Origin of the sequence: Streptomyces sp. XH2, from assembly GCF_049725035.1 — a bacterium.
In the GTDB taxonomy this organism is placed as follows: domain Bacteria; phylum Actinomycetota; class Actinomycetes; order Streptomycetales; family Streptomycetaceae; genus Streptomyces; species Streptomyces roseoverticillatus.
In genome coordinates this window covers 95,877-109,065 of record NZ_JBMMMZ010000006.1, presented here as the reverse complement: position 1 = coordinate 109,065, position 13,189 = coordinate 95,877, and the positions used below count along the sequence as shown (strand labels likewise).

The window sequence follows — 13,189 nt, the reverse complement described above, 5'->3', positions numbered from 1 at the left end:
AAGACCGGCCGGCATCCGGCGGGGTTCTCACTCCCGCACCGCACTCGACGGTCCTCGGAAGTGATCCCGTCGCACACGACCGTCACCCACACCACTGCCGCCTCGGCGTCCTCCCGGTGCCCGAGGAGATCCCGGTGCACGCCGTCCCGCCGGCGGAGCCGGCCGACATCCTGGTGCGCACCGCAGCCGGCGAGGTCGTCGGCCCGTACGAGGACTGACCGTCCGCCGGCCAGGGGGCCACCGTGAGCCTCGGGCAGGGCCCGGTCGGGCCGGCCCCCGGAGGCCGGATCTGCTGTCCGAAGCCGCGGCTCGCCCCCGGGACTCAGCCCCGCCGAGCCCCGGGCCGCAGGAAGCGACGGAGTTTCTGCAGGGGCCAGGTGTTGATGATGTCGTCCTTGGTCAGCCAGCCGCGCTGGGCCGTGCCCACGCCGTAGCGCATGTAGGGCAGGTGGGTCACCGAGTGGGCGTCCGTGCTGACCGCGAACTTCACGCCGTACCGTTTCGCCCGGAGGATGTCCTCGTCGCACAGGTCCAGCCGCTGCGGGTGGGAGTTGATCTCCAGGGCCGTGCCGGTGCGGGCGCAGGCCTCGAAGACCGCGTCGAAGTCGGCGTCGATGCCGGGGCGCTTGCCGATCCGGCGGGTCGTGGGGTGGCCGATGATCGCCACGTGGGGGTTCTCGCAGGCGCGGATCAGACGCCGGGTCAGTTCGTCCCGGGTCTGGTTGAAGTGGGAGTGGACGGAGGCCACGCACAGGTCGAACTCCGCGAGGAACCCGTCCGGCCAGTCCAGGTCGCCGTCGGGGCCGATGTTCAGCTCCGTGCCGTGCAGCAGGTGCATCCTGCGGTGCTTGCCGTCCAGGGCCCGGACCTGCTCCCGCTGGGCGAGGATCTTGGCGTCCGTCATGCGCTGCATGGAGAGGTTCGGGGCGTGGTCCGTGACGGCGTAGTACGAGTACCCGCGCCCGGCGGCCGCGGCCACCATCTCCTCCAGCGGGGCCACGCCGTCGGTGAGGTCGGTGTGGGTGTGCAGGTCGCCGCGGATGTCGTCCTCGGTCACCAGCTCCGGCAGCTCGCCCTGCAGCCCGGCCGCGATCTCGCCGCGGTCCTCCCGCAGGGTGGGCGGGATCCAGGGCAGGCCCAGGCGGGCGTAGACCTCCTCCTCGGTCGCCGAGACGATCTTCTTGCCGCTCTTGACGTGGAAGAGGCCGTACTCGGAGAGCTTGTACTTGTGGCGGACGGCGAGCTCGCGGACGCGGATGTTGTGCGCCTTGGTAGCGGTAACACTCAGACACCTAGGATAACCGCAGGTCAGAGGCTGTGCCCCACCCGGCGGACCGGGTGGGGGCTCTGCCCGGCTCGCCCCGCGACCGCTCCGATGGCACGCTGAAACCATGGCCCGGCCCAACGAAGAGGTCGCGGCGGTGCTCCAGGAGTACGCCGATCTCGTCGCCATCACGGGCGGCGACGCCTTCAAGGCCCGTGCCTACGAGAAGGCCGCCCGCGCCATCGGCGGCCACCCCTCCGACGTCTCGAAGCTCGACATCGACGGCCTGCGCGAGATCCCCAATGTCGGCAAGTCGATCGCCGAGAAGGTCGTCGAGTTCCTGGGCACCGGCCGGGTCGCCGCCTTCGAGGAGACCCGCACGTCCGTGCCGCCGGGCGTCCGCGAGCTGCTCACCATCCCGACCCTGGGCCCCCACAAGGCCCTCGTCCTCTACGAGGAGCTGGGCGTCTCCTCCGTCGACGGACTCCTCGACGCCATCCACCAGGAGCGGCTGCGTGACCTCAAGGGGTTCGGCGAGAAGACTGAGCAGAACATCCTGCACGGCATCGAGCTGATGAAGAAGGCCGGCGGCCGGATCCTGCTGTCCGCCGCCTCGGACGCTGCCGAGCGGATCGTCGCCGACCTCTCGCGGGTCGACGGCTGCGAGCGCTGTGCCTTCGCCGGGTCGCTGCGCCGTATGCGGGAGACCATCGGCGACATCGACGTCCTCGTCGCGGCCGCCCGCTCGGGCCCGTTCATGGAGGCGATCGCCGCCCTCCCGTACACCGCCGAGGTCATCGCGCACGGCGCGAAGAAGACCTCCGTCCGCACCGTCGACGGGCTCCAGATTGACCTGCGGGTGCTGCCGCCCGACGCGTGGGGCGCGGGGCTGCTGTACTTCACAGGCTCAAAGCCCCACAACATTCGGATACGAGAAATCGCCGTCAGGCAGGGCTGGAAGCTCTCGGAGTACGGCCTGTTCTACGGCAAGAGCGGCAAGAAGATCACTTCCGAGACCGAAGAGGCAATCTACGCCAAGCTCGGCCTCCCGTGGATACCGCCCACCCTGCGCGAGGACCGTGGGGAGGTAGCGGCCGGCCTCCGGGACGAGCTGCCGACGTTGATCGAAGAGGCCGATATCCGGGGCGACCTGCACACCCACACAGATCTCACGGACGGACTAGCATCCCTGAAAGACATGATCGCGGCCGCTGCTGAGCGGGGTTACGCGTATTACGCGATCACGGATCACGCGCCCAACCTGTACATGCAGCGGATGACCGATGCGAAGATGCTCGCTCAGCGGGAACAGATACGGAAGCTGGACGGCAAGCACCGCAAGATGCGGCTCCTGCACGGCACGGAGCTGAATATCGGTCCGGATGGGGATGTGGACTGGCCGGAAGAGTTCCTAGCGGGGTTCGACCTGTGCGTTGCCTCGGTGCATGACCACTTCAAGCAGAACCGCACAGAGCAGACTCGCCGGCTCGTCCGGGCCTGTGAGAACCCGGCCGTGAGCATCATCGGGCACCCCACTACCCGGTTGCTGGGCAAGCGCCCAGGGATAGACGCTGACTTCGACGAGGTGTTCGCCGCCTGCGCGCGGACGGGCACCGCGCTGGAGATCAACGCGCACCCGGAACGGCTGGACCTAGGTGACGAGGACATCCTTCGGGCCAGGCGCCACGGAGTGAAGTTCTCGATCAACACCGATGCCCACTCGGTGATGCACCTGCCTTACATGCGGTACGGGGTCGGGACGGCACAGCGCGGATGGTTGACCAAAGACGATGTGATCAACACGTGGCCGTTGCAGAAGCTGCGCCGGTTCCTCCGCACCAGCCGCTGACCCTGCCCCGAACGGGCAGCGGCCAGCCCACACACGGCGGTGCCCGGGTAGCAGTGAGCCCCGACCCTGGTGGGCCGAGGCTCCCGGTGGTGCTGGGCTCCCTTACAGTGCCGCGAACCGGTCGCTGAGATCAGTGATCCGCTCGGCACGGCGGCCCATCAGATAGATCTTGTTGTGAGTGCGCTGCACCTCATGCAGCAGCTCGAACCCTTGCGTCTCGTTGTACCTCACGAGTCCGGGGAAGTGGCAGCCACGCCGAACCCACTGCTTACCTTGTTGCGCTGCTCGGTCCACGGCCCACAGCCCCATCACGGTGCCGGGCTTCTTCTCCCGGTACGCCGGGTCGGTGACCGACGTGTACAGGTAGTGGGCCGGCTCGCTCAGCTCGGCCTCGGTCCACCCCCACGGCGGAGTGTTCTCCTGCACGGTGGTGCACCCAATGACCTTTCCGCCCTCAGCGAGGACCCATACGTCCCCGTCGCGATTCTCCGCTTGTCGTGCGAGGTCGGCGGCGTTCTCCCGCCAGCTCGGCAGTCCGCGGTCCTCCAGCCATGCGGAGCGGGCGAGGATCATGTTCTCGACGGCGGGAATGTCGGCCTCGGTGGCCGGACGCATGGCGAACACGTTGTCTCCTGGGGTTGGGGGTTTACAGGAAAGCTGTGGCGGCGAAGTGAAGGTCCAGCACTTCGAGGAGCTGGGCGTCGCCATCTTCGCGGTACGGCCCTTCGGACAGGCGCCGAACAGCCTGACGGAGTCCGTCCGGGTCCACCACCTGTTCCTCGAAGAGCGGTGAGCCGTCGTGGAGCATGCGGGCGAATAGGGGTCGGGCGTGGGTGGTGAGCGTGTGCTGGACGACCTCCGCGAAGGACTCGCGCTCGCGGGATTCGGTGACGTCCGGGCTCAGCCCCAGGGCGGCGAGCCGGCGGCGCTGGAGCTGTTTGAGCTCTCGCCAGTGCATCGGAAGCCACTCGCCGAGCTGGACCATGCCGGGGTCGGCGAAGGGGTGCACGGGCCAGATGCCGGCCCGCATCAGGACGGGGGCCGTCGTCTCCAGGGAGAGCAGCGTCATGCTGTTGACGGCGGCCGGCGGGGCGATGTTGTCGTCCGCGTACTCCAGCGCCGCCCGTGCGCGCGGCCCGATCCACGGCAGGGCATCGCTGATCTCGCCCATGGACTTATGCGGGTACTCGTCCTGGGACAGGGCCACCATCTCGTCACCACCGAGGCCCGTGACGACCACACGGGCCCCGTGCTCGGCCAGGGTCTCGGTCAGGCGGGTGAAGGGGCGGTGCAAGGGTTCCTCGTACGGGCTGATGCGCGCGCCCCGAACTCGCCCGCACTCCGGGTTGAGCGGGGAGTGTTCCATCGCGTCGACCAGGTGGTCCGGCTCGGCGAAGGGAAGCGTCTTAAGGATCTCGGTGCGCCGCCGGATCTGGTGGGCGCGTCCGGGGCCGGCGATAAGGAGGGCGGCGGTCGGGAACCGTCCGGGGTAGCGCTCGGCGAGCCGGGTCCCGACGGTGCCGGAGTCGAAGCCGCCCGTCAGGTGGAGCACGGTTCCGCCCTCGTCCAGCGGGCGCAGATCCAAGGCGTCGTCCATGGCGGCGACGAAGGCCGTGAGGACGTCGGCATCCTGAGCGAGTTCGCGGGGACCGCTGTGCAGGACGGGTTCGGGGTAGTGCAGGTGCAGGTGGCCGCCGTAGATGGCGGTCGTGCGCTCGGTGACGCGGTGGATGCCGCGGAAGACGGTTTCGGTGCTGTAGCGCGGCCGGTAGATCAGGAGGCGTGCGACCTCGCGGGGCGACAGGCCGGCCGTGTGTTCGGCGAGGTCGGCCATGTCCCAGGAGCCGTACAGGCTGACGGCGTCGCACGCGACGTAGAGCGGCGCGATTCCTCCCGGGCCCGCCGTCACCCGGCAGGGGAAGCCAGGAGCCGTCTCCACCAGGACATAGGCGGTGGGCCACTGCCGAGCCAGTTCGGCCGCCTTGTCGAAGTCCCCGGGCGTGACGTCGACGGGACCGGGCTGAGCGAGCGGACGGCCCGCGACCCGTTCGCGCACGACGATCAGCGTGCGGGTGCCGTCGCTGACCGCAGTCTGTTCCACCATCGGGTGCTCGAACGGTTCGATCTCGCTCCTGTGGTCGGCAGTGACGAACCGGCGGCCGTCCCACGTCCATGTCGTGCTCGCGTACGGGGTGAGTCGCAACTTGATCAAGACGTGCTCTCCCTTCGAGGGCCCGAGGGGCACGGCGAACCGGCCCCTCGGGTGGTGGAGACGATCTGCGGATCAGGTGGCGGTGGTGTCGTACGTCTTCGCACCGTCGGAGGAACCCGAGGTCTTCTTGTACTCGTGGGTCTCCGCCGGCGTCTGGATCCGGCGGTGCGCCTTGGTGGTGAACAGCCTCTCGAAGCTGCGCGCGCGCCTGAGCGGCGGCGTGAATTCGTTCACGGTGTCACTCCTGGTGTTCTCCCAGCGCGGGGGCCTTCCCCGCGTGGCGGTGCTCTTGCGGACCCGCCCCGGCGGAATGGACCTCAAACCAACAGCTGGGGCGGGAGTCGAAGGGGCGTTCCCTCACTGATCGTGAAGGTGCCGGTGGCGGTGCTCGTAGGGCCGGTAGGCGGTTCGGGGCGGCGGTCGGCGACCCCGAGGGCCGCGCCGCCGAGCGCCCGGTAGTCGGGGAACATCCGGGCCCCGCAACGGCAGAGCGTCACATCGCTATCCGTGGTGCGGTTCTCCGGCGGGTGCGTGCAGCGCACCCCTCGCCGGGCATAAGACCCCGCGCCGACCGGGCTTCCCGAGGGAGAGGGGAAGTCCTCGGGGCCTTTCGGCGGGCGCGGGGAGTCGGTGGTCACAGCGTTGCCACCGCCCGGAGACGGGGAAGCTCGGCGGCCTGGGGGTACAGCGGCACGGCTGTCAGGAAGACGTACGGGGCGACGATCAGTGCGTACGGTTCTCCATTGCGTAACTCGGCCATGGCCTGCTCGTGCGCCCCGACATTGGCTTCCCAGGCTCGCAGGATCTGAGTCGGGTCCGGCCGCGTCGCCGAGTACCCGACCCGGAGGAACCCGAGGTGCTGCGGGTCCTCGGGGGCGGGGTCGAGTCGGTCGGCCGCGTACAGGGCGTGCCACCGTAACCAGCGGACCGCCAGGCGTGGCGTCTTCGTCGGCTCCCCCGCCAATGGGAGAGACCGACGGGAGCCGTCCTTCGCCAAGCCGTGCAGCTCGCACCAGAACCGGTAGCGCGGTCGGTTCACCGTGGCACTCCGGAAGGCGGCTCGCGCTGCTCGACGTCTGCGTACGGGTTGCCTCGGCTGGGTTCGGTCCGCCAGAAGGTCTCAGCGTGCAGCTTGAAGACCCGGCACTGCGGGCTTCGGCCTGTGTGGCTGAGCGACCAGTGCTGGGCCGGGCCGGCGTCGTTGTCGGTGGCACCCGACTCCGCGCCGCAGGCCACGCATTCCATCGAGTAAATGGCGTCGGGCACGCCTTCGCCTGTCAGCAACCGCAGTGCCCAACCTGCGACGGCGAGGAGAAGCCGAGGAGTCACCGGCAGACGCCCCCGTTCCGGCTGGCCCGGTTCGCCTCTGCCACACGGGGGCTGAGCTGTGCGGACGTCGGGGCCGGCTCGATGTCGGACGGAGCCGCTTCCCATTCCTTCCCGCCGCGCAGCGGGCGCAACTGGTAGCGCGGGCCGCACTTGCCCATGACGACCCCCACCCTCTGGTCGCGCTTGTCGCGCACGACATCGTCCGTTTCGAAGGTTTTCTGCTGTGAGTCCGCGGATCTCACCGCAACCCCCTTGTGTTCGGCGGTTGGTGTGTGCGCTCCAGCGTCGGGGCTCCCGGCTGACATCTCGATGCCGCGGACTTGTCATCTTCGCTGTCTTCGGGTGACCTCGGGGAGGCCGCATGTCACGGCAGTGCCTTCTTGCCGCCGTCTTCACGGCAGGGGCCCGTTTGCGACTCCCCGGTGGTATCCCGGTCAGTAGGTGTGCTCACTCGACGATTGGAGAGCCCGGGGTGGACAGCGCTTCCGAAACCCTGTTGAGGCGCTTGGCGCGTGCACGCGGCATTGAGCCGTACGCCGCGTTCCGGCCGGAGTACGAACGTTCTGCTCGTGAGTTGAGCACTCAGGACAACGACCCCGACATCCGCCAGGCCACGTTGAGTCAGCGGCAGTACGCCCGGTGGCTGGCCGGGGACGTCAAGGAAGCTCCCTATCCCGTGGCCTGTCGGATCTTGCGCCACATGTTCAACCGCTCGGCCGGCGAACTCCTCGCCCTGGCACCGCCGGTCGAGCCGACGCCGCAGATCGTCCACATGGCCTCGGAACTCCCGACCATCACGGAAGACGAGCTACTCATGTCAGCACACGACGCCGCCTCTCACGCCGGCGACGCCGCATCGCAAGCGCTTTCCCCCGCAACCCTTGATCTCCTCCGCAACGAAGTCTTCACCCTCGCGCAGAAGTACCACGTGAAGCGGCCCGACGATGTTTTCCGAGCCGCGCGTGCCGTTCGCGAGAAGGTCGAGCGGCACATGCCGCTCACGCACCGGCCGGACCAGGAAACCGACCTGTACGTCATCGCGGCGCAGTCATGCGCCCTGATGGCCTCCGCCGCGTTCGACCTCGGCTCGCAAGAGGCGGCCCGCACGCTGACGTACGCCACGCTCGGCTATGCACGGCCGATCGATCACCATCCCCTCATGGCCTGGAGCAGCGGCAACCTAGGGCTTCTGGCCTACTGGGGGAGTCGGCCGGCGGAAGCCGTCGGACACGTCCGGGCTGCCCAGGAGATAGCGACGTCAGGGAGCTGCCAGGCCCGGTTGCACAGCATCGCCGCCCGCGCGTACGCCTACCTGGGCGATGCCCAGTCCGTCGAACGCGAGACCCACAGCGCCGAAGAGGCCGACCGGGACCACCGGGACGAGCTGCATGACGACGTCGGCGGCGAGTTCGCGTTCCCCCCGGAGCGAGCGGCCATGTCGGCCGGGACGTCCTGGGTCCTCCTGGGCAACGGTCATCATGCGGTGGCCGCCTCCACGAGGGCGATCACGCTGCTGCAAGGGATGCCCGCGCATCAACGCTCCACGAAGGTCGGTGCCGAAGCCGCTGCCGACCTAGCGCTCGGTCACCTGCTGAACCAAGACCTTGAGGCGGCCGCCCACGCCCTGGAGGAGGTGTTCCGCCTTGCTCCTGAACAACGCGTCGACGGCCTGATGCTGCGCATGGCCGGGGTTCGGTCTCAGCTGCTGACGGCACCGTTCCGGCGTGCTCGTATCGCTTCCGATCTGGGCGAACGCATCGAAGAGTTCAGCCTGAACTCGGCCCGGCTCCTGCTGCCTCCGCCGGCTCCCCGAGCGCTCACCTAGCTTCACCCACGGGTGGCTCGCCATTCCGCCAGTAGCGCCGCTTCCTTCGCGGCGTCGAGGCCGATGGCAGCCGCCCGTTCATGCTCCACGGCGTTGTTTCCACCGGATAGCCACGCCCAGGTGTCGGCAACCGTCTCGGTCAGAGATCGGCACACCAGACCCGCGTCCTGGGCTCGCTTTCCCGAAACCTGCCACGTCCCGGGATAGGTCCGCCATAGCGGAATCTCGGTCCACTGCTTCGCCCCACGCGACAGGAGGAAGTCAGCGTCCACCCATTTCAGTTCGACGTCGGAACGGCCGGTAACTTCGATGCAAGCGGCCAGGAAATCCCCCATGGTGGAGTGCCCTATAGGTGCCACAGCGTTGAAGGCCGTGCTACCGCTGTCCTGACCGACCTGGTCACAAGCGAATTTCGCAACGTCGCGAACGTCCACGGGCTGAATTGGCTGCTCCGGCCGCCCGGGGGCAAGCACCACGCCGCCCTTGGCGATGCGACGCAGCCACCACGGCAGCCGCCCCACATACTCGTGAGGCCCGAGGATCACACCGGGCCTCAGAATCGTCAGAGCTTCCCCGATGTTGGCCTTCGCGACCTCCTCACACTGCGCCTTGTCCTGGCCGTAAGGCACGTTGACGTCCATCGGCATCCCTGCCGCAGGCTCGGCCTCCGCCAGGGTGGGCATGTCCTCGAAGAGCGGCAGCAACGGCCACCCCGCGTACACGGATACCGTGGACAGGTAGATGTACCGGCCCGCCACCGGACCCAGCGCCCTGGTAGCGGCGTCAACGGTGTCAGCCGTCATCCCGGACGTGTCGACTACTGCGTCCCATCGACCGCGCGCAGCCAGCCTCTTAAGGTCCTCCTCACTCGTCCTGTCCCCCTTCAGCGCGGTGACGCCTTCGGGGTTGACGCCGGTGCGCCCTCGGTTGAAGACAGAGACCCGCCAACCTCGCCGCAGGCCCTCCTCCGCGACACAGCGCCCAAGGAAGTGCGACCCACCCATGATCAGAACGTCCATGCCGAAGATCCTGCCCGCTCGGGGGAGCTCTGCACCACCGCCAGGGGGCATGAACTCCAGGGCGCGCCCCTATGTTGCCCACGAGCGGGCGGCAGCGCAGTAGGGCCACTGGTCACCCGCTCGCCTTTCGGGTATCACGCCGCTTGGGCCGGCTCCTCAATGGCGGGAGGGCTGTGGGGTCGTTGGTCACCCATTCCGCGGTCTTCTCGTACCGCCCCTCCTCTCCTCTGGCATACATCACCAACGCGAGGGGCTTACCTGTTCCCTTGGCGCAGCAGACCAGCCGGAACGCGGCGGGCCTCTCGAATGGGCTGTTCGGCCACCTGTACATTCGCTTGACGAATCGTGAGTAACGCAGAATGACCTGGCCAACCTCCTCCAGCGTGTGCGCCGCAGTGAGCAAGGCGACTGGCTCGTTACCCGGGAGCGGTGGCTGGGCCCGTGCCGTCTGCCATTGACCACCGGGGTGATCTATTTTTTGCAGTTCGAGATGGACGTTTGTGTCCCTTATCCGTGCGCTCACGCCTCCATCATTACTCGCTCTGCTCGGACTGGAAACTCGGGGACGACCACCCGTCAAATCTACTGGTCAGTCATCTGTCGCTCTGCGGACGGCCACAATGCATTCTCGGAGGACGCACTTCGCAAGTGTAGCGATATTCTAGTCTCTCTTAACCTGTAACTTCGCAGGTCAGGGCGGTGTTGCTGACAACTAACAGGCCCTAGGGTTGACGCACGGTTGAGAGTGGGCGCCGCAAGATCAGGTTTCACGCGTGAAATTTTCCGCGTGATCCCGGGGTTACCGGTCAACTACGGTGGCGCGCTGCTTAACTGTTTTTTCGGCGAACGAGACAAGGCCCCCGCCGGTTCGGGCGGGGGCCAACTGACATAACTTGATTAAGTCAGTTGAGTCAGTAGTGAGCTTTCCCACGGGCGATCAGTACCCACCGGCCTGGTAGGCGATCTTCTCGAAGCTGCCGTAGGCCGCGTTCGCGTACCGGACGCCGGCGCAGATGCTCGCTACGGGGTCGTACGGGTCATTGGGGAGAGTCTTGATGCGGTAGGCACGGAAGGTCGGGTCGATCACCTGAAGGAGGCCCTTCGACGGGGTGCCGGCCACCGCGTTGCTGTCGGTCAGGTTGATGGCCTTCGGGTTGCCGCCAGACTCGATCATGACCCGCGCCTTGATCGCTGCGGCCGAGGGGACCAGATCACCGTTCTTGAGCAGTTCCTCGCGCGCCTGCTCGATCCAGCCGTCCAGGGTGCCGCTGACGGGAGCGCGAGCCCGATCCTTCTTCGATGCCGACGGGGGCGTCGGTGCCTTCGCCTTCTCGGTCAGGGGCGGCGTCGCCCTGGGGGCGGTGCTGTCCACGGTGAGGGATTGACCGGGGAAGATCAGGTCCGGGTCGGTGACCTTGTCGGCGTTGGCTCCGTAGAGGCGCTGCCAGTCCTCGCCGGAGCCGAGCTGCTGGGCGGCGATGTCCCAGAGGGTGTCGCCCTCGCGCACGGTGTGCGAGGTCTTCTTACTGATCTTGTTCTGGCCGGGTGCGCCGGCCGTATTCGATGGTGCCGTGGTGGTCGGCGTGGCCTTGTCGGGGTCGCCGGAGTACGTGGTGGCGGCAGCCTGGGGTACGGCGTGGGCGGTGCCGGCGAGTACACCGGGTATGGCGAGGCCGGTCACCAGGGCGACCGTCCGTTTGCGGTGGATCAACTGCTGTCCTTCATGGCGTACCGTCCGGCCGGGGTGGCCGGCGGTGTCTAGGCGGCCTCGGCGAGGTAGCGCGCGAGGTCGAGTACGGCGGCGTGCGTGAACGGTGTGTCGCCCTGGCGGAGGAGTTCACGGGCCCGCAGATAGGCCCGCTCGGCGTTGACCGTGGCCGGCTGGGGGAGCATGGCGTCCGCGAAGGTCCCCATGGCAGGTTCCGGCTGGTCTTGGCCGCGGCTCTCCTGCGCCGGGAGGGAGGGTTCCGCTGTCTCCTCGACGGTGTCGTTGATGGGCGTTCCGGCCGTCTCGGAGTTGACCTGCGCGGGTTCAGCTCCGAAGGGGAGTACCGGCTGGAGCAGGGGGAGGGAGAGGGTGTCGGACGGGCTGACCACCGCCCGTTCGACGGCCGGCTCGCCGGGGCTGGTGTCGCGTTCGAGGGCCAGCCCTTCGCGGTTCAGCGCCTCGGTGATCGTGTCCTTGCGGTCCTGCTGCTGTTCTTCCGGCCGGGCTGCGCGCTCGGCGAGGTCGTCGAGCACCTGGGTCAGGAGCCGGGTTTCCCCCGCGTCCAGGTACACCATGCGCGGGGTCTGTTCCTGCTCGTGGACGGCGAAGGCGATGTCGCCGTCCGTGTCCAGGGAGACGGCCATGTAGTCGCCGGGGGTGGAGTTGCAGTTGAAGCGGTAGATCATTTCTCTGCTCTGTGGTCGTCGAAGCCGGTGGAGGCCGGTCTACTGCTCGACTTCGGAGGTCGAGTCGCACCAGACCCAGGAGTCGTCCCATGTGGTCCAGTCCTGGCCGTCCAGGACGGACGCGCCGGCCAGGGCGGCGTCCTCGGGGGTGGCGTAGTAGCTCACCTGGTGATCGCTTTCGTTGGTCAGATGTGGCCTACTTCCCGGGCCTTGCGCAGCTTGGTGCGGGCCCGCTTGAGGGTCACGTTCACGGTGTTGTGGGTCTTGCCGAGCGCGTGCGCGGTGGCATGGAGGTCGGGGGCGCCCTTGGCGGTGGCCTCGTTGTAGACGTAGGCGGTGCCGTAGGCGACGGAGACGACTTCCCGTTCGGCCGGGGACAGCAATTCGGCGATGCGGCCGGCGATGACGTGGCCGACGGCTATGGAGCGCTCGCGCATCTCACGGTCGGCGGCGTGGTCCACCAGGGCCCCGACCTCGCGCCAGGTGGCCCCTCTGCCCTGGGCCGGCGACTGGCCGGCGTGGATGCGTTCGCGCCGCTTCGAGCCGACCTGCACTCCCTTGCCGGTGGTGGCCACGCCCTTGCAGCGGACCGCGTCGCGCGAGAGGTCGAGCGGGTGGCACATGTGGTCGGGGAGCTGGCCCTGGTCTTCGGCCCAGCGGTCGCCGCTGGTGTATGCGGAGGACGGTGCGGGCAGGGCTGCTACCCCGGCCGCGGTCGCGGAACTTCCTTCGATGGGTTCGGGGCCTTCGAAGGCGCTGCGGACCAGCGCGGCGAGCTGTGGTGACAGTCGGCGCTCGGGGTCTTCCAGCGTGGTGACGATGCGTACGGCTTCGTCGAAGTTGCCGCCGCTCTGCCGCAGGGCGGCGGCGAAGGTGGCCCGCGCGACGTCGCCGATCCCGGGGACCGTCCAGCGCAGGGCGGCGCGGTGGACGTCGTACTTCGCCCGCTGGAACGCGTAGGTGGTGAAGGCGGCGGCGTTGTCGGCGTCGACGTCCCAGTCCTGGAGGGCGCGCCAGAAGGCCATCCGGGCCTCTTGCATGAGGTCGTCGCGCATCTGGGTGCCGCCGGCGGTGCGGGTTGCCCGGTCGGCGGCGATCTTCACGGCGGCGCCCTCCAGGGCGGCCAGGACGTAGTCGGCAGCGGCGGCGTCGCCGTTCTGGGCGGCGGTGATCTGCTCGGCCGTGATGGTGGTGCGCAAGGGTGTTGCTCCTTGTTCGGTTCTCCGCCGGGCTTGAGTTCGGGTTGGGTACAAACCCGGAGAAAGCGCCCAGCGGAGGGCCGAAAAAGGGCATGGCG

13 protein-coding genes and 1 pseudogene are annotated in these 13,189 nt (G+C 68.5%); 2 read left to right on the top strand and 12 right to left on the bottom strand.

The features are described from left to right. Positions 1 to 322: 322 nt before the first annotated feature. Positions 323 to 1,279, bottom strand: a pseudogene (locus ACOTKD_RS13830) (PHP domain-containing protein); the annotation flags it as partial. Positions 1,280 to 1,391: 112 nt separating this feature from the next. Here ACOTKD_RS13830 and polX point away from each other — a divergent pair. After that, positions 1,392 to 3,113 (top strand): DNA polymerase/3'-5' exonuclease PolX, encoded by a 1,722-nt coding sequence (polX, locus tag ACOTKD_RS13825; protein WP_424889215.1) that lies wholly within the window; start codon positions 1,392 to 1,394, stop codon positions 3,111 to 3,113. Positions 3,114 to 3,215: 102 nt separating this feature from the next. On the opposite strand, the gene ACOTKD_RS13820 is transcribed toward polX, so the two are convergent. The 6 genes from ACOTKD_RS13820 to ACOTKD_RS13795 form a co-directional block, all read right to left on the bottom strand. Next, positions 3,216 to 3,728 (bottom strand): GNAT family N-acetyltransferase, encoded by a 513-nt coding sequence (locus ACOTKD_RS13820; RefSeq protein WP_424889468.1) that lies wholly within the window; start codon positions 3,726 to 3,728, stop codon positions 3,216 to 3,218. Positions 3,729 to 3,759: 31 nt separating this feature from the next. After that, positions 3,760 to 5,325, bottom strand: coding sequence for an asparagine synthase-related protein (locus ACOTKD_RS13815; protein WP_424889214.1), 1,566 nt, complete (start codon positions 5,323 to 5,325; stop codon positions 3,760 to 3,762). A gap of 72 nt (positions 5,326 to 5,397) precedes the next feature. Further along, positions 5,398 to 5,559, bottom strand: coding sequence for a hypothetical protein (locus ACOTKD_RS13810; protein WP_223770529.1), 162 nt, complete (start codon positions 5,557 to 5,559; stop codon positions 5,398 to 5,400). A 400-nt stretch (positions 5,560 to 5,959) separates the two neighbouring features. Next, positions 5,960 to 6,364: a hypothetical protein gene (locus tag ACOTKD_RS13805; protein WP_424889213.1), complete on the bottom strand. Its 405-nt coding sequence runs from the start codon at positions 6,362 to 6,364 to the stop codon at positions 5,960 to 5,962. Next, positions 6,361 to 6,591 carry a hypothetical protein gene (locus ACOTKD_RS13800; RefSeq protein ID WP_424889212.1) on the bottom strand — a complete coding sequence of 77 codons (231 nt, stop codon included), beginning with the start codon at positions 6,589 to 6,591 and terminating at the stop codon, positions 6,361 to 6,363. Before ACOTKD_RS13800 ends, ACOTKD_RS13805 begins: the two co-directional genes overlap by 4 nt. A gap of 59 nt (positions 6,592 to 6,650) precedes the next feature. Beyond that, positions 6,651 to 6,896 carry a hypothetical protein gene (locus ACOTKD_RS13795; RefSeq protein ID WP_424889211.1) on the bottom strand — a complete coding sequence of 82 codons (246 nt, stop codon included), beginning with the start codon at positions 6,894 to 6,896 and terminating at the stop codon, positions 6,651 to 6,653. A gap of 230 nt (positions 6,897 to 7,126) precedes the next feature. On the opposite strand from ACOTKD_RS13795, the gene ACOTKD_RS13790 reads away from it, so the two are divergent. Further along, positions 7,127 to 8,479: a DNA-binding protein gene (locus ACOTKD_RS13790; RefSeq protein ID WP_424889210.1), complete on the top strand. Its 1,353-nt coding sequence runs from the start codon at positions 7,127 to 7,129 to the stop codon at positions 8,477 to 8,479. A 2-nt stretch (positions 8,480 to 8,481) separates the two neighbouring features. Here the strand turns inward: ACOTKD_RS13790 and ACOTKD_RS13785 are convergent, their stop codons facing one another. The 5 genes from ACOTKD_RS13785 to ACOTKD_RS13765 all read right to left on the bottom strand — a co-directional run bounded on the left by ACOTKD_RS13785 (position 8,482) and on the right by ACOTKD_RS13765 (position 13,091). Then, the gene (locus ACOTKD_RS13785) at positions 8,482 to 9,498 is read right to left on the bottom strand and encodes an NAD-dependent epimerase/dehydratase family protein (protein WP_424889209.1); all 1,017 of its coding nucleotides are present in this window, start codon (positions 9,496 to 9,498) and stop codon (positions 8,482 to 8,484) included. Positions 9,499 to 10,435: 937 nt separating this feature from the next. After that, positions 10,436 to 11,209, bottom strand: a complete 774-nt coding sequence (locus ACOTKD_RS13780; protein ID WP_424889208.1) for a LysM peptidoglycan-binding domain-containing protein — start codon at positions 11,207 to 11,209, stop codon at positions 10,436 to 10,438. A 47-nt stretch (positions 11,210 to 11,256) separates the two neighbouring features. Then, positions 11,257 to 11,892, bottom strand: a complete 636-nt coding sequence (locus tag ACOTKD_RS13775; protein ID WP_424889207.1) for a hypothetical protein — start codon at positions 11,890 to 11,892, stop codon at positions 11,257 to 11,259. Between the two features lie 39 nt (positions 11,893 to 11,931). Then, complete coding sequence (locus ACOTKD_RS13770; protein WP_275126604.1) at positions 11,932 to 12,057, bottom strand: hypothetical protein; 126 nt, start codon at positions 12,055 to 12,057, stop codon at positions 11,932 to 11,934. Between the two features lie 20 nt (positions 12,058 to 12,077). Then, complete coding sequence (locus ACOTKD_RS13765) at positions 12,078 to 13,091, bottom strand: hypothetical protein (RefSeq protein ID WP_424889206.1); 1,014 nt, start codon at positions 13,089 to 13,091, stop codon at positions 12,078 to 12,080. Positions 13,092 to 13,189 lie beyond the last annotated feature (98 nt).